Below are 22,328 nucleotides of genomic sequence, written 5' to 3' on the forward strand. Positions count from 1 at the left end.
CACTTAACCTTAAGGTGATTGCTAAGCTGCCTTTCAGTTTTTTCAGGATTGATTTTGAAAAGTTAAGTGTTATCATTCCTCTACTCCTCTGAAGGCTTTTTTCGCAAAAATAAGTCTATCTTCAAAAGCGTTTTTTACTGCTTGGGAAATTATTTATGTACAAGCCTATAGTTTCGTTTTATGCCACTTTTAATAAAGATATACCACACTTGTCAAACAAACTACAATGACTGAGCGATTGTCGGGTAAATCTCAGAGAGATGAGCTGCCTTTAGTAACAGTCGCCATGCCAATCTATAATGCAGGTAAATATTTAAGATTTGCTGTGCTTTCTATCGTCAATCAGACCTTTACCAATTGGGAGTTATTGATTATTGACGATGGTTCAACGGACAATGCGTTGCAAGATATTACAGATATTAAAGATGTGCGAATTAAAATTTTCAGCGATGGTATTAATCGTGGTTTAGCGGCCCGCCTCAACGAATCAGCAGATATGGCCAGAGGCGTCTATTTTGCGCGTATGGACGGCGATGATATCTCTTATCCCGAGCGCTTTGCGCGGCAAATCACCACGTTACAAAATGATCCTGAGCTTGATTTGGTTGCTACTCGCGTTCTTACGATTGATGATAGTAATCAGGCAACAGGATTATTTCCCTTTGCAATTTCCCATGACGAAATATGTGCCCAACCTTGGCGTGGGTTCTATTTTTCACATCCTACCTGGATGGGTAAAACAGCATGGTTTCGTAAGTATCGTTACACTGTACCTGGCCCCTTCTGCTGTGAAGATCAAGAATTACTGTTAAGAAGTTATCATGATAGTCGATTAGGTACCTTGGACGAAATCCTGTTCGCCTATCGCATCAGGAGTAAAACAGACTGGCAAAAATTGGCGAGAACACGGCGCACAGTTTTTATTGCCCAGTTACAACACTTTTCCAATTTGCACTTGTGGCATTTCTTGTTACTCTCAACAGTAGCTTTTATTGGTAAAATGATTAACGATTTTCTGAGAAAAATAAGTGCTTGTTCTTTTGAATCAAAACATTACATCACGGACGATGCTGCACTATCTAAGTGGAATAAGATTTTCGGCGAGCTTATAACGACGCTCAAAGCGCTATGAAAAAAATCTGCTTCATTGCGACTATTCCTGCTGTTATCAATTCCTTTTTACGTGACCACATTCAGACTGCATCAGAAAATTATGAAGTAACTGTTGTCTGTAACTCTGAAGATAAATATTTTCTTGATGGTCTTAATGCACATCTTGTTCTGGTGCCTATTGAACGCAAACCATCACCATGGAAGGATTTACTCACTCTAATCGAACTACTCACATTATTTCGTCACGAGAAATTTGATATTGTTCATTCCCACATGCCAAAAACCGGGCTTTTAGGGATGCTGGCAGCTTGGTTGGTTGGCATACCTATTCGAATCCACACTTTTCATGGAGAGGTATGGGCAACACGAAGTGGTTTCCATCGAAAAACACTTAAATTATTTGATCAATTAGTCGGATTACTGGCAACAGATATTTTAGCAGTTAGCCCATCCCAGCTAGATTTTTTGGTAAGTGAAGGAGTATTACCTTATGGCAAAGCAAAAATAATTGGTGCCGGCTCTATTTGTGGCGTGGATCCATTACGCTTTCATCCCAACCTGAATGTCAGACAGAAAATTCGGGATCACTTAAAAATCGCACAAAATGCTACAGTAATTTTATTTGTTGGACGATTAACCCATGATAAGGGAATGCTGGATCTGGCTATCGCTTTCAATGAAATTGCCGGATATCAAAAAAATGTAGTGTTATTGCTGGTAGGTGCAGAAGAAGACATTCCTTTTAATCGAATTCAGGAAATCTGCCATGCCGAACGTAATCGTCTCCACTATGTCAGCTTTACAGCTACACCAGAACATTACATGATGGCAGCAGATATTTTTTGTCTGCCTAGTTACCGTGAAGGTCTTCCCATGACTATACTTGAAGCAGCTGCCTGTGCCGTACCTGCTGTAGCATCCTGTATTTATGGTATTACCGATGCAGTAGAAGATGGCAAAACAGGATTATTGTTTTCAGCTGGAGATATCAAAGCTCTTACGCAATCGTTGCTAACGTTGATAGATAATCAACATTTACGGTACGAAATGGGTGAGACTGCACGAGTACGTGCGCGACTATTATTTACAAGCTATAAAATTACTGAAAGCATAATTACCCTCTATAACGAGCTCTTGGCAGAGCGTTGTAATAAGTTATAAGGGAATATATTGCACAGCACATTTAGCTCAATGCCAAAAATGATACTTGTTAGCGGTGCTAACGGCTTTGTTGGCGAATCGCTCTGTATTGAGTTACTTCGACAAGGACAAGCAGTACGTGCTGCGGTGCGCTGTGCAAAAATACCTGTTGCAAATAGCGAGACCGTATCAATCGGAGAGATAACCCATGAAACGGATTGGACGGATGCCTTATCTGGCACCAGGGTAGTCATTCATCTTGCTGCTCGGGTACATGTGATGGAAGATAGTAGTATTGATGCTTTATCCGAGTTTCGCAAAGTAAATGTTGAGGGTACTTTAAATCTGGCCCGGCAGGCAATTGCTGCTGGTGTAAAGCGATTTATATTCATAAGTTCAATTAAAGTGAACGGTGAAAGTACCTGCTTTGGCCATCCTTATACCGCTGAAGATGAGTCTGCACCAATTGACTCTTACGGTATTTCCAAATATGAAGCAGAAGAAGCATTACGACAATTAGCCAAGGAAACCGGGCTGGAAATCGTGATCATTCGCCCGCCATTAGTTTACGGTCCCGGTGTGAAAGCCAATTTTCACAGTATAATGTATTGGCTGGAGAAAGGCATTCCGTTACCTCTGGGTGCAATTGATAATAAACGCAGTTTTATTGCCCTGGATAACCTGGTTGATTTAATCGTCACTTGCACAACTCACCCCTCAGCGGCTAACCAAACATTTTTAGCCGCAGATGGTGAAGACCTGTCTACAACCGAATTATTACAACGCTTGGGCATAGCCTTGGGCAAGCCGGCGAGGCTGCTGCCAATATCGGTATGGTTCTTAAATACTACCGCTATACTATTAGGCAAGCATGATGTGGCCCAGCGTTTGTGCAATTCGCTTCAGGTCGACGCGGGCAAAACATATAAACTTTTAGATTGGCAACCACCGGTGAGCGTAGATGATGCTTTAAAAAAAACTGCGGCAGATTTTTTACAAAAATTATAAGCCGTTTAATCCAAGCCTTTCAGTATCCGGTTTTAAGACTTGCCTTACTGGCCCTATTTTTCAAATCAATACTTAACCAACAATTAATTAAACGAGGTATAAATGATTTTTGGGTGGTTTCTTTTGCTAACCAGTGCAATATCTTGGGCGCTTACCGGATTTTTACGCAGATATGCCTTGGCACAGAACTTAATCGATATTCCTAATGAGCGCAGCTCTCACTCGATACCTACACCCCGGGGCGGAGGCCTTGCTATTGTAATATCGTTGCTGGCTGCCCTACCGATTTTAAACAGGCTTGATTTGCTTGCCACTAATGTATTGGTAGCCTTATGGGGTGCCGGATGCGCGGTTGCAGTAACCGGCTTTCTGGATGATCACGGACATATTGCCGCACGCTGGCGCTTATTGGTACATTTTTGCGCAGCGGTTTGGGGACTTTATTGGCTGGGCGGTTTTCCTACACTTACCGTTTTTGGATATTTGATTGATTTAGGCTGGCTTGGTTATGTGCTTGCTGTTATTTATATAGTTTGGCTACTTAATTTATATAATTTTATGGATGGTATTGATGGCCTGGCAAGCATTGAAGCGGTTACAGTCTGCGCTAGCGGCGCTTTGATGGTATGGCTGGTAAGGCCGGATTTAACGGCCTGGATGTTACCTGCCCTGCTGGCAGCATCAGTATTTGGCTTTCTTTTATGGAACTTTCCTCCGGCACGGATTTTTATGGGAGACGCGGGCAGCGGATTTTTAGGTATCACTTTGGCGCTACTTTCAATACAAGCAGCATGGATTGATGCTCAGTTAATATGGGTCTGGCTAATTTTATTAGGTGTATTTATTGTCGATGCAACCATTACCTTATGCCGCCGTGTACACCGTGGCGAAAAGTTTTATAAAGCCCATTGCAGTCATGCCTATCAGTTTGCCTCTCGTATCCTGGGTGCTCATCGTCCCGTTACACTGGCTGTCTGTGCTATTAATATTTTCTGGTTACTACCTGTTGCTGCGCTGGTTGCATTAGAAAAACTGGATGGTATTGTGGGTATGGTAGTGTCTTATTTACCGTTATTTTTATTAGCGTATCGTTATAAAGCCGGTGATTGGCAAGCCCAAGACAGATAGCGCCGATGTAGTTGTTGAATCGCGTATAATAGAATTAGTTATTAATAAGAGTCAGGATAGAAAATCAGGGATAATTTATGATGTCACGATTAGCGCACTGGCTTATTGATCTTTCACGGCGAAATAAAGCAATTATTCTAATCAGCACTGATGTGTTTTTTGTCGTGATTGCACTGTGGGCAGCTTTTTCTTTGCGTTGGGGCGAACTATATATCCCCAAAGGCGATGAGTGGTATTTATTTGCTGTGGCACCAGTTATTGCCATACCTATTTTTGCCAAGCTAGGTTTATACCGTACTATTATTCGCTATATTGAAATTAGCGCGTTATGGACCATAATTCAGGCAACGACACTTTATGCACTCGTTTTTGCGTTTATCTTGTATGAATCCGGCATCCAAGTAATCCCTCGAACAGTATCGCCGCTAAACTGGCTACTTATTATGATGTTGGTGGGCAGCAGTCGTTTTTTTGCCCACTGGTGGTTAGGGGAAACTTATTTTCGCTTGGGGGGGAATCGACGTACGACTGAATCGACTAAAAAAAATGTGGTGATTTATGGTGCCGGTAGTGCGGGGGTACAACTGGCTTCTGCGCTTGCCTACGGACGTGATTTCAGATCGGTCGCTTTTATTGATGATGATAAATCACTACACAAAAGAAAAGTGAATGGCTTACGAATATATCCGCTAAGTTCTTTGGGTTATTTAATAGAGCGCTATCAGGTTTCAGATGTTTTATTGGCCATGCCTTCAGCAAAACGGGCACGTATCAGTGAACTTATCCGTTTACTGGAGCCTTATGCGATTCATGTAATGTCAATGCCTGGATTATCTGACATTGCCCAAGGCAGAGTCACTGTTGATGCCCTTCAGGAAGTCGATATTGCCGATCTTTTGGGCCGCCCACCGGTAGCCCCTGATCAAGCACTGCTTAAGTCCACGATTACTGATAAAGTAGTTATGGTGACTGGTGCAGGGGGCTCTATAGGATCAGAGTTATGTCGGCAGATCATTCAGTTACAGCCACTTGTGCTGATTCTTTTTGAGGTTAGTGAATTCGCTCTTTATGCCATAGAGAAAGAACTGCATCACCTGCTAACCAAAGCTTCAAAATCCATAGAAATTATTACCATTCTTGGTTCAGTAACCAACGCTCAACGCATTGAAAAAGTCTGCAAGGCTTTTAAGGTTCAAACAATTTATCATGCCGCAGCTTATAAACATGTGCCGATGGTAGAGAAAAACCCTGGCGAAGCTATCTGGAATAATATTTTTGGAACATTATATGCGGCCCAAGCGGCAATAAATGCAGAGGTAGAGCTATTTGTTTTAATTTCAACAGATAAAGCCGTAAGACCAACCAATACCATGGGGGCAACCAAGCGTTTTGCCGAACTCATTTTGCAGGCGTTGAGCCTGAAAGCGGAATATCAGGCCATCAGGGATGCAAAAGAAACAGCCATACCGGAAGCGATTGTAAAAACCCGTTTTACAATGGTTAGATTTGGTAATGTTTTAGGTTCGTCCGGATCTGTGGTTCCTTTATTTAGAGAACAAATAGCGAGGGGTGGCCCGGTAACCGTTACTGATGCAAGAATTATTCGTTATTTTATGACAATACCAGAGGCGTCACAGTTGGTTATTCAAGCTGGGGCTTTAGCTAAAGGCGGCGATGTATTTGTGCTGGATATGGGCGCACCTATCCGTATTCTTGATTTGGCAAAAAGAATGATTCATTTAAGCGGCTTGGAAATAAAAGATGAAGATTATCCGTCGGGTGACATAGAAATTAGCTTTACCGGATTGAGACCAGGGGAAAAGCTTTATGAAGAGCTATTAATTGGCAACAATGTCTCGGAAACCAGCCACCCAAGAATTATGCGTGCCGAAGAACAGATTATTCCTTGGGCTGAACTTGGAAAAATGCTGAACATTCTGGAACAGGCAACCAAGGATGATGATTTTGAGCGTGCCAGAGAAATATTTAAGCTGGCTGTTTGCGGTTTTGTGCCGCAGTGCAAAATTGAGGATTTACTATCGAAACAACCTGGCGACACCATTAATAACATCACTAATTAAAAGCTACAGGCAAAAAAAAACCTCCCGATGCGTTACCGCAAAGGGAGGTGGAAATTCAAGCAGAGCGTTATGAGGAGGACTGCTTGGAGGTATAACACCAGGAGGTAGTTAAATTTTTAGCGCTTAATTGCTTAGTTTTGTTCTCATTACAATATTGCTATAAATAGCAGCGCTGGCGAACAGTACGGTCGAAATAATGAATTGACCGGAAATAAAGCTCCAGATACCGGCAATAAAAATTAAGCCAATAATTATGTCTTTGTTAACGTTGCTCATTAAATTGATCCTTTAAAAAGTTTAAAAAATTTTTATTCAGCTTTGTTGCTGTTTTACAAATCTTGTTACTTGGTTACTACTATACAGAGATATTTATTGTATACAATATGCTAAATAATAAATTGATTGTTTCTTGTTTAGAAATAGTGTGTAATGTCAAGACTTTTATTGATGCAAAAAGCGCAGGAGACCTGTTGCAGTCTGAAAACTGCAAATAGTAGCTCACGCCTTATTAACGAGGTTTAATTGGATAAATTAACGAGCATGACCGTTTTCGTTCGTGTCGCCAAAGCAGGAAGTTTTGCGGGTGGTGCTCGCGATCTGGGGATTTCCAGGGCGATGGCAACCAAGCATATTATGCAACTTGAAGGGAGTCTGGGAACGCGATTAATTAATCGTACTACCCGAAGTTTAAGCCTGACCGAGGTTGGCGTATCTTATCTTGAACGCTGCCAGCAAGTGCTGCTGGATGTAGAAGAAATGGAATCGGCAGTAACGCATTTGCAGACAGAGCCGCGAGGCGTATTAAAAATCAGTGCACCACCCGCTATTGGTGCTACTCATATTGCGCGAGCAGTAGCTGAATTTTTAAAAATACATACCGATTTAACGGTTGAGATGATTTTGCAGGGCAGTCCTGGTGATTTGATTGACGAAGGTATTGATGTTGCTATTTTTCTGGGCGCCCTGGATGATACCAGCATGGTGGCCCGAAAATTAGCCAGCTCATCGTTGGTGGTTTGCGGGTCACCGGACTATTTAGAACGTTACGGCATTCCACAAACACCGGAAGATTTGGCAGGGCATAGCTGCCTGGTTAATTGGGCTATTTCACCACGCAATAAATGGCAATTTAAATGTGAAACAGGATCTAAGGTCGTGACTGTTACCGGAAGAATGCAGGCTAATGCGGCTCATCCAATCCGTATTGCGGCAATTAACGGCTTGGGTTTAGTCATGTTGCCTACTTATATTGTCGGTAAGGATATTGAAAATGGCACACTAAAAATAGTCTTGGGAAATTATCCATTGCCACCTTTAGATATACACGCCGTCTATCCGCATAGAAAATATTTGTCTGCTAAAGTTAAAAGTTTTATGGACTTTTTACAAGACTGGCTTGAGCATCGCGTGAGTATGCCGGGAACCGAATAATGGACGCTGTAATTTGCAAATGGAATCATACTTATAGTCAGCTTGTGCAGACGAGTTATCAGCCGGCACAAATTCTGACTGAAAATGATTTTTTGCTGCCAACAACCGGAACAGCTCTGGATTTGGCTTGTGGTTTGGGGGCTAATGCCGTTTTTTTGGCACAACATGGCTTGGCGGTGACTGCCTGGGATATTTCTTTTGTCGCCATAGATAAATTAACGACTTATGCAGCCCAACAAGGGCTAAATATCAATGCATGCCAAGAAAAAATCGTCGCCGATAGCTTTACAGAATGCTCTTTTGATGTCATCGTTGTGAGTCGATTTCTTGACCGTACTCTAACTGATGCGATAATAGGAGCACTTAAACCGGATGGATTGCTTTTTTATCAGACTTTTACACAAGAAAAAACCAGTCAAAACTCTCCCAACAATCCCGATTATCTACTTGGCTGTAGTGAGCTGTTGGAACTATTTTCACCATTAAAGGTCGTTTTTTACCGTGAAAACGCTTTAATCGGCGAACAACTACGGGGCTTAAGAAACGAGGCCCAGTTTGTCGGCCAAAAACGCAAATAATTGGTAAAACACCATGATAGAAAATTTAACGCCGCAACAGTCATGGAATTTGTTGCAACAAGACACAGATGCCGTATTGGTGGATGTACGTACAAAAGTTGAACATGCTTTTGTTGGTCATCCTTTGGGTGCAGTTCATATTGCCTGGAAAGAGGCACCTGACTGGCAGGTTAACTTAACGTTTGTTGCCGAAGTCAAAAAGCTTGTTCCTGATAAAAGCACACCGGTTTTATTACTATGTCGAAGCGGTCAGCGCTCGCTGGATGCAGCAAAAGCACTTGAAGAGGCCGGATATCAACGTCTTGTCAATATAATCGATGGTTTTGAAGGTCCTTTGGATCAACATAATCATCGAGGTAATATGGGTGGCTGGCGCTTCAACAATTTGCCGTGGGTGCAGAGTTAATCACGACACTTTTGCACAGGCTAAAAAACAGCCAAGCAGGTTTCAACCCACAAACACACCAAGATACAAAGGGTACGTAAAATCTACCCAACACTTATTTTATTAAACCCATTAGAGTACACAAAAAGTGATCGAGAAATTAAGAAACATCGCCATTATTGCCCACGTTGACCATGGTAAAACTACCCTTGTTGATAAATTACTACAACAGTCAGGCACGTTCGCCGCACATACCAAAGTGACCGAACGAATGATGGATTCCAACGATATTGAAAAAGAACGTGGTATTACCATTCTGGCAAAAAACACCGCACTGGATTGGAACGGATACCATATCAATATCGTTGACACACCAGGCCATGCTGACTTTGGTGGCGAAGTAGAACGTGTTTTATCGATGGTTGACTCCGTTTTATTGCTCGTTGATGCGGTTGATGGCCCGATGCCGCAAACCCGTTTTGTTACTCAAAAAGCCTTTGCTTTAGGTTTGAAGCCAATTGTTGTTATCAATAAAATTGACCGTCCTGGAGCACGTCCTGATTGGGTTGTCGATCAAACATTTGATTTGTTTGATCGTTTGGGTGCAACTGATGAACAACTGGATTTTCCTATTGTTTATGCCTCAGCCATTAACGGCTATGCCGGTTTGGAACACACCATAACGGGTGGCGATATGACTCCGTTATTTGAAACAATCGTGGCAAAAGTAAGTCCGCCACCAGTTGATATGGACGGTCCTTTCCAAATGCAGGTTTCCAGCCTGGATTACAATACCTATGTCGGTGTTATTGGTATTGGTCGTATTCAACGCGGCAGCATTAAACCCAATCAGCCCTTGATTATTGTCAATCGCGAAGGTGTTGAGCGTAAAGGTCGCATGTTGCAAATTTTCGGCTTTCACGGTCTGGAACGTGTTGAAGTCGCTGAAGCTCGCGCTGGAGACATTATTGCCTTTGCCGGTATTGAAAAACTGGAAATATCTGACACTGTCTGCCATCCTGATTTGGTAGAAGCAATGACCCCGTTAACGGTTGATGAACCGACCGTAACCATGACATTTCAGGTTAATAACTCTCCTTTTGCCGGTAAAGAAGGTAAATTTGTTACTACCCGTCAAATTCGTGACCGACTGGACAAGGAATTACAACATAACGTTGCCTTAAAAGTTGAAGATACAGCCGACCCTGATAAATTTAAAGTATCAGGCCGTGGTGAATTGCATTTGTCTGTTCTGATTGAGAACATGCGCCGCGAAGGTTTCGAAATGGGCGTGTCGCGTCCGGAAGTTATCATTAAAGAAATTGATGGTAAAAAATGCGAACCCTTCGAAATGGTTACCATTGAAGTTGAAGAAGAGCATCAAGGCTCCATTATGGAAAAACTGGGCGAGCGTAAAGGCGATTTAACCAATATGGTACCAGACGGCAAAGGTCGTATTCGTTTGGAGTATATGATGCCCTCACGTGGCCTGATTGGCTTCCAAACTGAATTTATGACAGCAACCTCAGGTTCCGGTCTGCTTTACCATGTATTTGACCATTACGGTCCGATGAAACCTGGTGAAGTCGGTAATCGTCAACGTGGCGTTATGATTTCAATGGTTGCCGGTAAAGCGGTAACTTATTCATTACATCCGTTACAGGAACGTGGTGAATTGCTATTGGTTAATGGCGATGAAATATATGAAGGCATGTTGGTAGGCTTACATTCACGTAGCAATGATTTATGCGTCAATCCTTGCAAACCGAAACAGTTAACCAACGTTCGTGCTTCAGGTACTGATGAAAGCTTGGTATTGGCCCGGATTCAGAAAATGACACTGGAACAAGCACTGGAATTTATTGCTGAAGATGAATTGGTTGAAGTTACGCCAAAATCCATCCGCTTACGCAAAAAATTGTTGACTGAAAACGAGCGCAAAAGAGCCGGCAAGAACTAATTTTGTAGCGCTTAACTTTTGTAGGTTGGGTCACGCTAGCGTGACCCAACCTACACTGCTTCTGATGTGTCGATTTATGCTGATGCTAATATGACCAAGTATTGCGTTAACATCAGCATAAGTCGATGAGTCTCTTATAGAGAGGCGTGATAACAAGCGATTATTAAAAAGACTTTTACAGCAGGACGTATAAACAAACCAAGACACCGATGCTTTTCCAGGCAATTGTTCCTGGAACTCCTTTCAACTTATGGATACTTTTTTACCCCGTTAACAGGTAGAATGGACGCCAAGTACAACTCTTTTCTGCCAGCTGTTTTATCGACCATTGATAAGCAAAATATGGCTATCTACTCTCCCCTATAGTTGAAAATCCATGACTCAAAGAATCGCTGAAGTCGAGCGTAATACGCTCGAAACTCAAATTAAAATTAGCATCAATCTGGATGGAACAGGTAAAGCCTCGTTTATAACCGGCGTACCATTCCTTGATCACATGCTCGACCAAGTAGCCCGACATGGCTTGATTGATATGGACATTAATGCCAAAGGCGATTTGGAGATTGATGCCCATCACACCGTTGAAGACATCGGTATTACCTTAGGTCAGGCATTTGCTCTGGCAATTGGTGATAAAAAAGGCATTTATCGTTATGGACATGCCTACGTTCCTTTGGATGAAGCCTTGTCCAGAGTGGTTATTGATTTTTCCGGCCGCCCCGGCCTGTTCTATGACGTTAAGTATCCAAAAGCCATGATAGGCCGTTTTGACGTGGATTTGTTCAGGGAATTTTTTCAGGGTTTTGTCAATCATGCCGGCGTTACTTTGCACATTGATAACTTGAAAGGTGCCAATGCGCATCATGTTGCAGAAACCATATTTAAAGCCTTGGGCCGAGCCATACGCATGGCGATTACCGCCGACACGCGAATGGCAGGTATAATGCCATCCACTAAAGGCAGTCTTTAAAAAACAGGCACAAGGCTAATGGCCAAAAAGCCTTATAAATTTTGTTTTGTACCTTTAACCCTTAACCTGATTTCCCTATGTCTTCTGTCGCTGTTATTGATTATGGAATGGGTAATTTGCATTCAATTGCAAAAGCCCTGCAACACGCCGCACCTGATGTGGACGTACAAATTGTTGCCGATCCAGAGCTGATTTTACAAGCCGATCGTGTGGTTTTCCCTGGAGTAGGGGCGATACGCGATTGTATGCAAGCGCTTAATCAATCCGGATTGTCTGCGGTTATCCAAAGCGTCGCCAAAACGAAACCGTTTCTGGGTATTTGTTTAGGTATGCAGGCGTTATTGACCGATAACGAAGAAAACGGCAACACGAAATGCCTGGATATTCTTCCCGGACATGTCGTGCGTTTTTCAGACGGGTTACAGGATAGTGAGGGGAATAAGCTAAAAATCCCCCACATGGGCTGGAATCAGGTACATTTTCTGCCGCACCCGTTATGGGACAATATCCCGCAAGACAGTCGTTTTTATTTTGTGCATAGTTATTATGCAATACCTGACGACACCGCTGTGATAGCGGCGACCACCGAATATCCCGATGCTTTTGCCTGTGCTTTGGCTCAAGATAATGTTTTTGCCGTACAATTTCACCCGGAAAAAAGTCAGGCGGTTGGTTTGCAACTGCTTAACAACTTTTTGCATTGGAATGGCCAAATTTAAAATTACCCGTCGTTAAGGATTCAGTATCTATGTTGTTAATACCCGCTATTGATTTGAAAGAAGGCAAATGTGTCCGTTTACGTCAGGGACGTATGGATGATAATACGGTTTTTTCTGATGATCCCGTGGCTGTTGCCGGTCGATGGGTTGCCGCTGGCGCCAAAAGGATTCATTTGGTCGATTTGGATGGCGCTTTTGCCGGCAAACCGGTTAATGCTGATATTATTCATGCGATAGTCGCCGCTTACCCCCATGTTCCGGTACAAATTGGCGGCGGTATTCGTGATGAAGAGACTATTCAGGCTTATCTGAATGCCGGTGTGGAATACGTCATTATTGGTACCAAGGCGGTTAATGAACCCCATTTTGTCAGGGATATGGCCATGGAATATCCGCGCCGCATCATCGTTGGACTGGATGCAAAAGATGGTAAAGTGGCAATTGACGGCTGGTCCAAACTGTCCAAACATGATGTGATTGATTTGGCACAACACTTTGAAGCAGACGGTGTAGAGGCTATTATTTACACCGACATTTCCAGAGACGGCATGATGCAGGGCGTCAACGTTGAAGCCACAGCACGCTTGGCCAGGGCCATTAAAATTCCAGTTATTGCTTCGGGTGGCATTACCAATATCGATGATATTAAAGCTTTAGGTGCAGTAGCTCATGAAGGCATTATGGGCGCAATTACCGGACGTGCCATTTATGAAGGCACCCTGGATTTTGCCGAAGCGGAAAAACTGGCCGAATCTTTTAGTGCCTCATGAGCCTGGCCAAACGCATTATTCCCTGTCTGGATGTCGCTGACGGTCGTGTGGTTAAGGGCGTTAAGTTTGTTGATATTCGTGATGCCGGCGATCCTGTAGAAGTCGCCAGACGCTATGACCGCGAAGGCGCAGACGAAATTACCTTTTTGGATATTACTGCCACTCATGATAACCGCGACACGATTGTGCATGTCGTTGAGCAAGTCGCCAGTGAAGTATTTATTCCCTTGACAGTCGGCGGCGGCATCAGAACCTTGGACGATATTCGCCGTATGCTCAATGCAGGAGCGGATAAAGTCGGTATTAACAGCGCTGCGGTGTTTAATCCTGAATTTGTTCGCGAAGCTGCAGAACGTTTTGGTTCACAATGTATTGTTGTCGCCATAGATGCCAAAAAAGTCAGCCAACCAGGCGAGGTTGATCGTTGGGAAATTTTTACCCATGGTGGACGCAAACCAACCGGTATAGAGGCTATTGGCTGGGCGCAAAAAATGGTTACCTACGGTGCTGGTGAAATTCTGTTAACCAGTATGGACAGAGACGGTACCCGAGAGGGCTTTGATTTACCCCTAACTCGTGCCATTAGTGAAGCAGTTACTGTACCCGTTATTGCCTCAGGCGGTGTCGGTAATCTGGATCATTTGGCTGATGGCGTTATTAAAGGCAAAGCAGATGCCGTGTTGGCAGCCAGTATTTTTCACTTTGCCGAATACACTATTCAACAAGCCAAAGAACATATGGCTGCACGCGGCATAGAGATGCGCTTATGAGTATTTCGTGGCTGGATGCCATACGCTGGACTGAAGACGGTCTTTGTCCGGTTATTGCGCAACAAGCTGACACCGGAAAAATACTCATGTTTGCCTGGATGAATCGTGAATCCTTAGCGTTAACCGCCTCGGAAGGTTATGCGGTTTACTGGTCAAGATCACGCAACAAATTATGGCGCAAGGGCGAAGAATCAGGTAACAGACAGAAAATTATGGAATTGTTTCTGGATTGTGATGAGGATGTTATCCTGCTTAAAATTGAACAGGAAGGCGGCATTGCTTGCCACACAGGACGCGAAAGCTGTTTTTATCGTCGCCTGATTGACGGCCAATGGCAAGCTGTTGAACCGGTGTTGAAAGATCCTAAAACCATGTATAAAAAAAATGAATGAAGCATTACAACAATTAGCCGGTATTCTGGAACAGCGTAAGCTGGAGTCAGCAGATAAGTCTTATGTAGCCAGTCTCTATGCAAAAGGCCTAAATACTATCCTGAAAAAAATAGGCGAAGAAGCGACAGAAACCGTTATCGCTGCTAAAGATGGCGATAAACAACAGATTATTTATGAAATGGCCGATTTGTGGTTTCATTGCATGGTATTACTTGCCGACCAAGGCTTGGGCCCGGATGATGTACTGCAAGAACTGCAACGCCGTTTTGGCTTGTCCGGTCTGGATGAGAAAGCACAACGTAATACGGTAAAGACTCAATAATTAGCGACTTACTCTTTGGCCCGGATTAATGTGATTGTCCTGAGGATAAACACAGACCAGCCCTTACAACGCTGGCTCAAAGAGCTTGCCCATCAATTTTAAAGATAGTGTAATCTAATAATAGCGTTTTATTAAACTTAACAAATACCCTAAAATAGCTGGTAGCACAAACGAAGTAACGTAATAAGTCTGTTAAAATAACTTAATAATCACTGCTTAAAAATGTGCACTATAATTTTGGTAAACCCATCGTTATACAAAACGCTCCCATACGCGGCTAAGAGCTTGGAATTAAAGGTATTGGCGTTTCAAGTACCCACGTTATTTCATGCGTATACATTAGCAACATCCGATAATATTTACAGATCACTGGAGTAAGAAATGGGCATCGGTATTAAAGAATTATTAGTTATATTAGTTATTGTTATTATACTTTTTGGCACAAAAAAACTGCGTAATATAGGTGCCGATTTGGGTGGAGCCATTAAAAGTTTTCGTGCCTCCGTTAAAGAGGGTGAAGAAGATAAAAAACACGCCGAAGATGAAAGTGAAACCATAGAAGGCGAAATCACTTCCAAGAAAAACGAAAAAGTCTGATATGTTTGATGTAGGATTTTCCGAGCTTATTATGATCGGTTTAGTCAGTTTATTGGTCATAGGTCCCGAGCGCTTACCCAAAGTGGCGCGAATTGTCGGTTTCTGGATAGGTAAATCACGTGCGATGGTGGCATCTGTCAAGGCAGAAATCAAACAGGAACTACACGAAGAAGAAATCCGCCAGATATTTAAAGAACAGTTGGAGCTTGAGGAATTTCATGCTGCGCTTAATGAAACTAATGATGCCGCAAATGCTATCAAAGACTCTCTTTCCGCATTGCCGAAAGAATCTTTAGAAAAAGATAAGCCACCCCATGAGCCAGAATAGTTTCGAAGAGGCTGCGCAGCCTTTTATCAGTCACCTGATTGAATTGCGTAATCGCCTGTTAAAAGTCGTCGTATTCGTATTAGTGGTGTTTTTGGGATTATCTGCTTACGCCAACCAAATCTACAGCATTCTGGCTGGACCGTTAATGAAACACATGCCAAAAAATAGCACGATGATTGCTATAGATGTGGCATCGCCTTTTTTTACACCGTTCAAATTGGCACTGGTTGTCGCGGTTTTTATTTCAATCCCTGTTATTCTTTACCAGTTTTGGGCCTTTGTAGCGCCCGGCCTGTATAAGCGGGAACGGCGGATGATTTTTCCGCTATTGATTGCCAGTACGTTACTGTTTTATCTGGGTATGGCCTTTGCTTACTTTGTCGTTTTTCCGTTGGTATTTGGCTTCTTAACAGCTGCCGCACCTGAGGGTGTTGCAATAATGACGGATATTACCAAATATCTGGATTTTGTTTTAACCTTGTTTTTTGCCTTTGGTATCTGTTTTGAAGTACCCATATTTACCATTGTCATGGTTTGGACAGGCTTGGTAACCCAAGCCAGTCTTGCTGAAAAACGTCCTTATGTCATCGTTGCAGCGTTTGTTATTGCTGCATTTCTAACGCCGCCTGATCCTATTTCACAGACATTGCTCGCCTTACCGATGTGGATGTTATTTGAAGTGGGCTTGTTATGTTCACGTTTATTTGTGCACAAAGAAAGCACTGATGTTAACTACCCTGAAGATATCGAACCGGAACCCAAGTTAAACAAAATAGGACAGCCAGAAGATTAATATAATTGCCAATAACTACTCAGCAACAGGGAGATTGCCACAGACTCACACAGAGCAATAAGGCCTCCTCGCGATGAAGCCAAAGATTGGGAGAGATACGTGCTTCCTCCCCAATCTACGCCCAATAAAGCAACTTCGCTTCGCTTATTGGAAGGCGCGCCATTCGACCTAAATGCCGAGGTTTAAATCAGCAAGGATTGATTAATCTCAAACCACGGCAAAAAAGCCTACCGCCTCTATCCCTTCGATGGCACAGCGCTCATCCTGATCAGAAACATCGCCACTAATACCAACAGCACCAATAAGATTATTTTCAGAATCACGAATAAGAACGCCGCCAGGAACCGGCATTATTTTCCCATCAGAGATATTGATTAAAGCATTTATAAAATCAGGTCGCTGTGCGGCTACGCCTGCCAAGCTGCGCGATGATACTCCCATGCTAACGGCACCCCAGGCTTTTGCCGTGGCAATTTGTTGCCTGATCATACTGGCGCCATCTTCTCTTTGCAGGGCTTTTACATGACCTGCCGCATCCAGCACGACAACCGTCAAGGGTGCCAGATTTAATTCTCTCGCTATATGGACGGCGGTGTTTATAATAAGATTTGCATGTTTCAATGTTAATACTGACATCAGAAGCTCTCGTTTATTTAAGTAAAGGAAAAAGATAAGGCTCAATTTTTTTTGCAAGGACTGGCTGTGCTTTGGCATTTGGATGCAAACCATCAGCTTGCATCAAGTCTTTTTTCAGCGCCACATCTTCGAGAATAAAAGGGACAATTGGAATATCCAGCTCTTTGGCTAATTGTGGATAAACATTGTAAAACATATCAACATAACGCTTACCGTAATTGGGTGGAATTTTCATCCCCAGCAAAATTACTTTTGCTCCGGCTTTTTGAACACGATCCACAATTTCGGCAAGATTGCTTTTCATCTGTACGGGTGACAAACCGCGTAAGCCATCATTCGCCCCCAGTTGCAGTAATACGATACCGGGCTTATGTGTGGTTAAAATTTGGTCGATACGCGCCAGTCCGCCCGCGCTGGTATCGCCACTGATACTGGCATTGCTAATGCTGTAACGACTGTTGGTTTCAAGCAATTTTTTTTGTAGTAAAGCAACCCAACCTTCCTCAACTTCAATTCCGTAACCAGCACTAATACTATCACCTAAGACTATTATTATAGGCGGCTTGGCCATAGCAGACAGGGATATTAATGAAACTATTACGGCAAATAAAAAACTAGGCATTATGCAAACTCAAATTAAGCAAATATCAAACAACATTATAGTAACCGAAGGCCTGAGTAAATCGGTAATCACTTCCGAAGGAATATTGCATATATTGTCATCGATAGATTTGATAATCAAATCTGGTGAAAGTATTGCCATTGTTGGTGAATCAGGTTCAGGAAAATCTACCTTAATAAGCTTGTTGGCGGGACTGGATACCCCCAGTTCCGGATCAATCAGCCTTAACGGTAAACTATTAACCACCATGAACGAAGATGGCAGGGCAGCCATACGCAATGAGCTGATTGGCTTTGTCTTTCAATCATTTCAATTAATGCATGGCCTCACGGCACTGGAAAACGTCATGCTACCGCTGGAATTAAGCGGTAATAAACAGGCTAAAACGGCAGCGACGGCTTTATTACATCGTGTGGGTTTGTCGCACCGTTTGTCGCATACACCAAGGCAGCTTTCTGGTGGCGAACAGCAGCGCGTTGCCCTGGCCAGAGCCTTTGTAACCAAGCCGGCGATTCTTTTTGCCGATGAACCTACCGGTAACCTGGACAGCAAAACCGGTGCGACAATTACCGATTTACTTTTCGAACTGAATAGTGAAAATCTGACCACCCTGATTCTGGTGACACACGACCATCTTTTGGCTGCCCGCTGTCAACGCAGCATTCAACTGGATGCCGGGTGTATGGTATGAGTCGCTTTAATCTGGCGCTACGGTTGTTATGGCGTGATAGCCGTTCGGGTGAATTAACCATATTAATACTGGCATTAATTATTGCCGTCACCAGTTCAACCGCTATTGCCCTGTTCTCTGATCGTTTGCAACGCACAATGACCAATCAAGCTGCCGAATTTTTGGCGGCCGATTTAGTCATTTCCGGCCCTTCTCCAATAGCCGCTGAGTGGTTAGCCAAAGCAACCCAACTGGATTTGGCACAAGCACAAACGGCAGAATTTTCCAGCGTATTAATTGAACATGATGAACTGTTACTATCCGGTATCAAAGCCGTCAGCGCCAGTTATCCCCTACGTGGTTTTTTAAAAACGACAACCGCAGATTATTCTACCGAAACCGTTAGTCATAAAGGCCCGGAGCAAGGCACAGCCTGGCTTGAAAAACGTATTTTTTCGGCACTTAAACTCAAATTAGGTGATCCGATAACCGTCGGTGAAAAACAACTGACCATCACCCATATCATTACCTACGAACCCGACAAAAAAGGTGATCTTTACAGCTTTTCACCACGCGTCATGATTAATATGGCAGATTTACACGATACCAACATAGTTCAGCCTGGCAGTCGTGTGCACTACTTTTTTCAATTCAGTGGCGAAGCGAAAGCCTTGACTGAATTCAAGGAATGGCTTAAACCACAATTAAATCCTTCGCAACGCCTGCTGGATATTCATGATGATCGTCCTGAACTGAGCACGGCATTAAATCGTGCAGAACGTTACTTGGGATTATCCAGTACCCTGGTTATTTTAATTTCTGGTGTGGCTATTGCCATGGCGACCCGTCGCTATACCGAGCGACATTTCAATGCCATTGCCCTGTTACGTTGCCTGGGTTGTAAGCAAAATGAAATTCTCTGGCTTTATAGCAGTCAATTTATTGTTTTGGGATTATTAGCCAGTAGCATAGGTTGCTTGTTGGGCTGGTTCGCACAAGTAGGTTTATTCTATTTATTGAGAGAATTACTCCCGCAGCAAGTCGCCAGTCCCGGATTATTAGCCGTCTTATTTGGCTTTATCATCGGCATGGCCACATTATTGGGCTTTGCCTTGCCGCCACTATTGCGACTTAAACAAGTGTCTCCACTACGGGTATTACGCCGGGAATTGGAACCTGTACCCAGCAGCGCATGGCTAATATACGGTTTGTCCATTGGCATTATTGGCCTGTTAATATGGAAATATACCGATGATCTAAAAATGACGATAAGCATTTTAGGCGTTGGTCTACTGACTTTGTTGGTGTTGGGCTTGCTGACTGTTGCCTTGTTAAATATCTCCCGTAAATGGCTGCCAGCGATGAGCTTGACCTGGCGTTTTGGACTGCAAGGCTTGTTAAGAAATAGTCGCACCAGTGTCAGCCAGATTTTGGCTTTTAGTATTACTTTGGTTGCCATGGTACTCAGTTTTACGGTACGTACTGATTTAATCGATGACTGGCAAAAGCAATTACCCGATAACGCGCCTAATCATTTTGCGTTGAATATTTTTCCTGACCAAAAAGCGGCTTTTCAACAAGAATTGCAACAGCAAAATATTAATGGTAGCCAATTTTATCCTGTGGTTAAAGGTCGTCTGGTAGAAATCAACAACACGCCGGTCCAGCAAATTGTCAGCAAAGATTCGCAAGGCGAAAATGCCACGCATAGAGAATTAAGCCTCACTTGGACCCAGGATCTGCCCGAAGAAAACAAACTGGTAGCCGGAAACTGGTGGAGTAATCAACAACCGGGGCAAGTATCTATTGAACAAAAATTAGCTGACAGTCTGAAAATAAAGCTCGGTGATCTTTTAAAATTTACTGTTGGGAGCCAACAAATTAATGCGACCGTAACCAGTATTCGTGAACTGAGATGGGATACCATGAAGCCCAATTTTTATATGGTTTTCTCTCCAGGAACTCTGGATGCCTATCCCAGCACTTTTATCACCAGCTTTTATTTACCTGATACACAAAAAAATGCCTTAAATACACTGGTAAAAAAATATCCCGGTACCACTATTCTTGAAGTTGATTTAATTTTAAAGCAATTTAAAACCATCTTGACTCAATTAACGCAAGCCATAAACTACTTGCTTTACTTTGCTTTAATGGCTGGATTTACCGTGTTGTTTGCCGCTGTTTATGCTACCTTGGACGAGCGGATTTATGAGGGCGCTTTAATGCGCACACTGGGCGCGAATCGTTCCTTATTAAGAACAACACATATTATTGAATTTGGCACACTTGGACTAATTTCCGGCGTGTTGGCAGTGGTTATTTCAGAAGCCATTATTTATGCTTTATATACGCAAGTGATGGCTATAGAATATCACCCCGATTTATATTTATGGGCAGTAATACCTGTTACAGGAGCTCTATCCGTTGGCATCGCAGGATGCTGGGGCGTAAGGCATGTGCTTAATAAATCTCCACTACGAATCTTAAGAGAACTATGAGCGTGAAAATATTCATACTTCGTTCATAGTTAGCTGATAGACTTCAAAAAAAATTTATGAGGTAATCGATATGAAAAAATTAACAATTAGTAGCGTTTTTATCGGCAGTATATTGCTCTCGGGTTGCTATAGCTACGGCGGATATCAACCCACCGTTGATTCCTATAACGATCCTAATGCTTATCGCATTAACCAGGACATGGCTGAATGTAAGCAACTGGCAGATCAGGCATCGGGTGGAACCGCCAAAGAAACCGCTATAGGCGCGGGAACAGGAGCTTTACTTGGTGCGGCTGGCGGTGCCATTATTGGTGCATTTACCGGAAGTCCGGGCATGGGTGCAGCGATAGGCGCTGCCGGTGGCGGCTTTGGTGGCGGTGCCTATAAAGGCCTAAGCACTGAAGAAAAATACAAAAGTTCTTATAACAATTGTATGAGCGGTCGTGGGCACAAAATCGTCAGATAATTTAATTCGCGGCACCAACAGGTTCACCGTGCTTTCGGTGTCGGTCGAGGTTTGTAACCCGACCGAAACGTTTGAAGACCTCAATAGCTTTAAAAACGTGAGTAATTTAATTAATAGTTGCAACACAGGGATGTGTTGCAAAAACTATCCAACTTAAGCAAGACCAACCACCCATTTTATCGTGCCCACATACTTCGATCTTAAGCTTCATTATGTCCTGCTAATCCTTGGTAAATCGTAACAGAAAGGGCGACAAATAAACCTCACTTGCTTTCGAATAAACCCGGTGAGATTCGTAAATTGTGATTAACGACCCAACCAATACACTAACTGTACGGCTAAATGTCAGCGCGGAAACCTTGGCATTATTATGAAAATAGCCACGAAAATCAGTTTGATGGCTTAAATAAAACCCCGCCACTAACGCTGCTTCAACAAATTTATCTACGGCATGCATCGGCAGCAACAGATAAAACAAACCCTGACTGGCTAATAATTGATCGGCACTGTTAATTAACTCGGCAAAGGGCAATTCATCATTGTGTCTGGCGAGCTTTCTCAGTGCATCGGTGGTCTTGCTATGATTTTCAAAAAATGGCGGATTACAAATAATCAGATCGTATTCACGCCCGCTAGAACGGGCAAAACCTTGAATATCCTGATGTACGGCTTCGAGCTGGTCGGCCCAGGGACTATTAGCGAAATTTAGCCTGGCTTCTTCATAACCTGGCCGTGTTAATTCTACCGCAGTTACCTGTGTGGCTCCCAATTGAGCTGCCATTAAAGATAATACCCCTGTCCCCGCACCAATATCCAAAACCCTGTCACCACGGCTAACAGGTGCCATAGCGCCAAATAAAACGGCATCCGTGCAAACTTTCATCGCTGATTGTCGCTGGATAACGGAAAACTGCTGAAAGCGGAAGATTGACATATAGCGGTGGCTGA

At 43.2% G+C, this 22,328-nt stretch carries 25 protein-coding genes; 21 read left to right on the forward strand and 4 right to left on the reverse strand.

The features are described 5' to 3' along the window. The first annotated feature begins 226 nt into the window (after positions 1–226). The 5 genes from N7974_RS06110 (at position 227) to N7974_RS06130 (ending at position 6,470) form a co-directional block, all read left to right on the forward strand. Positions 227–1,132, forward strand: a complete 906-nt coding sequence (locus N7974_RS06110; protein ID WP_262964760.1) for a glycosyltransferase family 2 protein — start codon at positions 227–229, stop codon at positions 1,130–1,132. After that, positions 1,129–2,274: a glycosyltransferase gene (locus N7974_RS06115; RefSeq protein ID WP_262964761.1), complete on the forward strand. Its 1,146-nt coding sequence runs from the start codon at positions 1,129–1,131 to the stop codon at positions 2,272–2,274. The genes N7974_RS06110 and N7974_RS06115 overlap by 4 nt, the downstream gene beginning before the upstream one ends. Before the next feature lie 30 nt (positions 2,275–2,304). Beyond that, entirely contained in the window at positions 2,305–3,261 is a 957-nt protein-coding gene (locus N7974_RS06120) for a UDP-glucose 4-epimerase family protein (protein WP_262964762.1), read from the forward strand. A gap of 102 nt (positions 3,262–3,363) precedes the next feature. Then, a complete protein-coding gene (locus tag N7974_RS06125) occupies positions 3,364–4,389 on the forward strand; it encodes an MraY family glycosyltransferase (RefSeq protein ID WP_262964763.1) in 1,026 nt (341 codons plus the stop codon). Between the two features lie 77 nt (positions 4,390–4,466). Then, complete coding sequence (locus tag N7974_RS06130; protein ID WP_262964764.1) at positions 4,467–6,470, forward strand: nucleoside-diphosphate sugar epimerase/dehydratase; 2,004 nt, start codon at positions 4,467–4,469, stop codon at positions 6,468–6,470. A gap of 123 nt (positions 6,471–6,593) precedes the next feature. Here the strand turns inward: N7974_RS06130 and N7974_RS06135 are convergent, their stop codons facing one another. Beyond that, the gene (locus tag N7974_RS06135) at positions 6,594–6,746 is read right to left on the reverse strand and encodes a hypothetical protein (protein ID WP_243220679.1); all 153 of its coding nucleotides are present in this window, start codon (positions 6,744–6,746) and stop codon (positions 6,594–6,596) included. A 246-nt stretch (positions 6,747–6,992) separates the two neighbouring features. On the opposite strand from N7974_RS06135, the gene N7974_RS06140 reads away from it, so the two are divergent. From N7974_RS06140 to tatC, 13 genes are all read left to right on the forward strand, one after another. Continuing rightward, positions 6,993–7,901 carry a LysR family transcriptional regulator gene (locus N7974_RS06140; protein WP_262964765.1) on the forward strand — a complete coding sequence of 303 codons (909 nt, stop codon included), beginning with the start codon at positions 6,993–6,995 and terminating at the stop codon, positions 7,899–7,901. Beyond that, entirely contained in the window at positions 7,901–8,479 is a 579-nt protein-coding gene (locus N7974_RS06145) for a class I SAM-dependent methyltransferase (RefSeq protein ID WP_262964766.1), read from the forward strand. Before N7974_RS06140 ends, N7974_RS06145 begins: the two co-directional genes overlap by 1 nt. 13 nt (positions 8,480–8,492) lie before the next feature. Then, positions 8,493–8,885 carry a rhodanese-like domain-containing protein gene (locus N7974_RS06150; RefSeq protein ID WP_262964767.1) on the forward strand — a complete coding sequence of 131 codons (393 nt, stop codon included), beginning with the start codon at positions 8,493–8,495 and terminating at the stop codon, positions 8,883–8,885. A gap of 127 nt (positions 8,886–9,012) precedes the next feature. Continuing rightward, positions 9,013–10,824, forward strand: a complete 1,812-nt coding sequence (gene typA, locus N7974_RS06155) for a translational GTPase TypA (protein WP_243220675.1) — start codon at positions 9,013–9,015, stop codon at positions 10,822–10,824. A 376-nt stretch (positions 10,825–11,200) separates the two neighbouring features. After that, positions 11,201–11,794, forward strand: coding sequence for an imidazoleglycerol-phosphate dehydratase HisB (gene hisB / locus N7974_RS06160; RefSeq protein ID WP_262964768.1), 594 nt, complete (start codon positions 11,201–11,203; stop codon positions 11,792–11,794). A 77-nt stretch (positions 11,795–11,871) separates the two neighbouring features. After that, a complete protein-coding gene (gene hisH, locus N7974_RS06165; RefSeq protein WP_262964769.1) occupies positions 11,872–12,513 on the forward strand; it encodes an imidazole glycerol phosphate synthase subunit HisH in 642 nt (213 codons plus the stop codon). Positions 12,514–12,542: 29 nt separating this feature from the next. After that, the gene (gene hisA / locus N7974_RS06170; protein ID WP_262964770.1) at positions 12,543–13,283 is read left to right on the forward strand and encodes a 1-(5-phosphoribosyl)-5-[(5-phosphoribosylamino)methylideneamino]imidazole-4-carboxamide isomerase; all 741 of its coding nucleotides are present in this window, start codon (positions 12,543–12,545) and stop codon (positions 13,281–13,283) included. Continuing rightward, positions 13,280–14,053 carry an imidazole glycerol phosphate synthase subunit HisF gene (hisF, locus tag N7974_RS06175; protein ID WP_262964771.1) on the forward strand — a complete coding sequence of 258 codons (774 nt, stop codon included), beginning with the start codon at positions 13,280–13,282 and terminating at the stop codon, positions 14,051–14,053. The genes hisA and hisF overlap by 4 nt, the downstream gene beginning before the upstream one ends. After that, positions 14,050–14,445 (forward strand): phosphoribosyl-AMP cyclohydrolase, encoded by a 396-nt coding sequence (gene hisI, locus N7974_RS06180; protein WP_243220670.1) that lies wholly within the window; start codon positions 14,050–14,052, stop codon positions 14,443–14,445. Before hisF ends, hisI begins: the two co-directional genes overlap by 4 nt. Next, entirely contained in the window at positions 14,438–14,767 is a 330-nt protein-coding gene (locus tag N7974_RS06185) for a phosphoribosyl-ATP diphosphatase (RefSeq protein WP_243220669.1), read from the forward strand. Before hisI ends, N7974_RS06185 begins: the two co-directional genes overlap by 8 nt. A gap of 381 nt (positions 14,768–15,148) precedes the next feature. Beyond that, positions 15,149–15,364, forward strand: coding sequence for a twin-arginine translocase TatA/TatE family subunit (gene tatA, locus N7974_RS06190; protein ID WP_262964772.1), 216 nt, complete (start codon positions 15,149–15,151; stop codon positions 15,362–15,364). 1 nt (position 15,365) lies between these two features. After that, positions 15,366–15,692, forward strand: coding sequence for a Sec-independent protein translocase protein TatB (tatB, locus tag N7974_RS06195; protein ID WP_262964773.1), 327 nt, complete (start codon positions 15,366–15,368; stop codon positions 15,690–15,692). Beyond that, the gene (gene tatC / locus N7974_RS06200) at positions 15,679–16,485 is read left to right on the forward strand and encodes a twin-arginine translocase subunit TatC (RefSeq protein ID WP_262964774.1); all 807 of its coding nucleotides are present in this window, start codon (positions 15,679–15,681) and stop codon (positions 16,483–16,485) included. The genes tatB and tatC overlap by 14 nt, the downstream gene beginning before the upstream one ends. A 207-nt stretch (positions 16,486–16,692) precedes the next feature. On the opposite strand, the gene N7974_RS06205 is transcribed toward tatC, so the two are convergent. Together N7974_RS06205 and N7974_RS06210 are read right to left on the reverse strand one after the other, a co-directional pair. Continuing rightward, the gene (locus N7974_RS06205; protein WP_243220665.1) at positions 16,693–17,121 is read right to left on the reverse strand and encodes a GlcG/HbpS family heme-binding protein; all 429 of its coding nucleotides are present in this window, start codon (positions 17,119–17,121) and stop codon (positions 16,693–16,695) included. 13 nt (positions 17,122–17,134) lie between these two features. Next, complete coding sequence (locus N7974_RS06210) at positions 17,135–17,743, reverse strand: arylesterase (protein ID WP_262964775.1); 609 nt, start codon at positions 17,741–17,743, stop codon at positions 17,135–17,137. Between the two features lies 1 nt (position 17,744). On the opposite strand from N7974_RS06210, the gene N7974_RS06215 reads away from it, so the two are divergent. From N7974_RS06215 to N7974_RS06225, 3 genes are all read left to right on the forward strand, one after another. Then, positions 17,745–18,434, forward strand: a complete 690-nt coding sequence (locus N7974_RS06215; protein ID WP_262964776.1) for an ABC transporter ATP-binding protein — start codon at positions 17,745–17,747, stop codon at positions 18,432–18,434. Continuing rightward, positions 18,431–20,914 carry an ABC transporter permease gene (locus N7974_RS06220; RefSeq protein WP_262964777.1) on the forward strand — a complete coding sequence of 828 codons (2,484 nt, stop codon included), beginning with the start codon at positions 18,431–18,433 and terminating at the stop codon, positions 20,912–20,914. Before N7974_RS06215 ends, N7974_RS06220 begins: the two co-directional genes overlap by 4 nt. A gap of 70 nt (positions 20,915–20,984) precedes the next feature. Next, positions 20,985–21,380 carry a glycine zipper family protein gene (locus N7974_RS06225; protein ID WP_262964778.1) on the forward strand — a complete coding sequence of 132 codons (396 nt, stop codon included), beginning with the start codon at positions 20,985–20,987 and terminating at the stop codon, positions 21,378–21,380. A gap of 220 nt (positions 21,381–21,600) precedes the next feature. On the opposite strand, the gene N7974_RS06230 is transcribed toward N7974_RS06225, so the two are convergent. After that, positions 21,601–22,314, reverse strand: a complete 714-nt coding sequence (locus N7974_RS06230) for a tRNA1(Val) (adenine(37)-N6)-methyltransferase (RefSeq protein ID WP_262964779.1) — start codon at positions 22,312–22,314, stop codon at positions 21,601–21,603. Between the last annotated feature and the right edge of the window lie 14 nt (positions 22,315–22,328).

It is taken from the genome of Methylobacter psychrophilus (assembly GCF_025583945.1).
Classification (GTDB): Bacteria; Pseudomonadota; Gammaproteobacteria; order Methylococcales; family Methylomonadaceae; genus Methylobacter_C; species Methylobacter_C psychrophilus.

Coding starts and splice junctions, on each gene's coding strand:
- N7974_RS06225 (WP_262964778.1), top strand. CDS start 20,985: ATGAAAAAATTAACAATTAGTAGCGTTTTTATCGGCAGTATATTGCTC.
- N7974_RS06205 (WP_243220665.1), bottom strand. CDS start 17,121: ATGTCAGTATTAACATTGAAACATGCAAATCTTATTATAAACACCGCC.
- N7974_RS06210 (WP_262964775.1), bottom strand. CDS start 17,743: ATGCCTAGTTTTTTATTTGCCGTAATAGTTTCATTAATATCCCTGTCT.
- hisF (WP_262964771.1), top strand. CDS start 13,280: ATGAGCCTGGCCAAACGCATTATTCCCTGTCTGGATGTCGCTGACGGT.
- N7974_RS06220 (WP_262964777.1), top strand. CDS start 18,431: ATGAGTCGCTTTAATCTGGCGCTACGGTTGTTATGGCGTGATAGCCGT.
- N7974_RS06185 (WP_243220669.1), top strand. CDS start 14,438: ATGAATGAAGCATTACAACAATTAGCCGGTATTCTGGAACAGCGTAAG.
- tatA (WP_262964772.1), top strand. CDS start 15,149: ATGGGCATCGGTATTAAAGAATTATTAGTTATATTAGTTATTGTTATT.
- N7974_RS06130 (WP_262964764.1), top strand. CDS start 4,467: ATGATGTCACGATTAGCGCACTGGCTTATTGATCTTTCACGGCGAAAT.
- hisI (WP_243220670.1), top strand. CDS start 14,050: ATGAGTATTTCGTGGCTGGATGCCATACGCTGGACTGAAGACGGTCTT.
- N7974_RS06120 (WP_262964762.1), top strand. CDS start 2,305: ATGCCAAAAATGATACTTGTTAGCGGTGCTAACGGCTTTGTTGGCGAA.
- N7974_RS06125 (WP_262964763.1), top strand. CDS start 3,364: ATGATTTTTGGGTGGTTTCTTTTGCTAACCAGTGCAATATCTTGGGCG.
- N7974_RS06135 (WP_243220679.1), bottom strand. CDS start 6,746: ATGAGCAACGTTAACAAAGACATAATTATTGGCTTAATTTTTATTGCC.
- hisB (WP_262964768.1), top strand. CDS start 11,201: ATGACTCAAAGAATCGCTGAAGTCGAGCGTAATACGCTCGAAACTCAA.
- tatB (WP_262964773.1), top strand. CDS start 15,366: ATGTTTGATGTAGGATTTTCCGAGCTTATTATGATCGGTTTAGTCAGT.
- hisH (WP_262964769.1), top strand. CDS start 11,872: ATGTCTTCTGTCGCTGTTATTGATTATGGAATGGGTAATTTGCATTCA.
- N7974_RS06215 (WP_262964776.1), top strand. CDS start 17,745: ATGCAAACTCAAATTAAGCAAATATCAAACAACATTATAGTAACCGAA.
- hisA (WP_262964770.1), top strand. CDS start 12,543: ATGTTGTTAATACCCGCTATTGATTTGAAAGAAGGCAAATGTGTCCGT.
- N7974_RS06115 (WP_262964761.1), top strand. CDS start 1,129: ATGAAAAAAATCTGCTTCATTGCGACTATTCCTGCTGTTATCAATTCC.
- N7974_RS06110 (WP_262964760.1), top strand. CDS start 227: ATGACTGAGCGATTGTCGGGTAAATCTCAGAGAGATGAGCTGCCTTTA.
- tatC (WP_262964774.1), top strand. CDS start 15,679: ATGAGCCAGAATAGTTTCGAAGAGGCTGCGCAGCCTTTTATCAGTCAC.
- N7974_RS06230 (WP_262964779.1), bottom strand. CDS start 22,314: ATGTCAATCTTCCGCTTTCAGCAGTTTTCCGTTATCCAGCGACAATCA.
- N7974_RS06150 (WP_262964767.1), top strand. CDS start 8,493: ATGATAGAAAATTTAACGCCGCAACAGTCATGGAATTTGTTGCAACAA.
- N7974_RS06145 (WP_262964766.1), top strand. CDS start 7,901: ATGGACGCTGTAATTTGCAAATGGAATCATACTTATAGTCAGCTTGTG.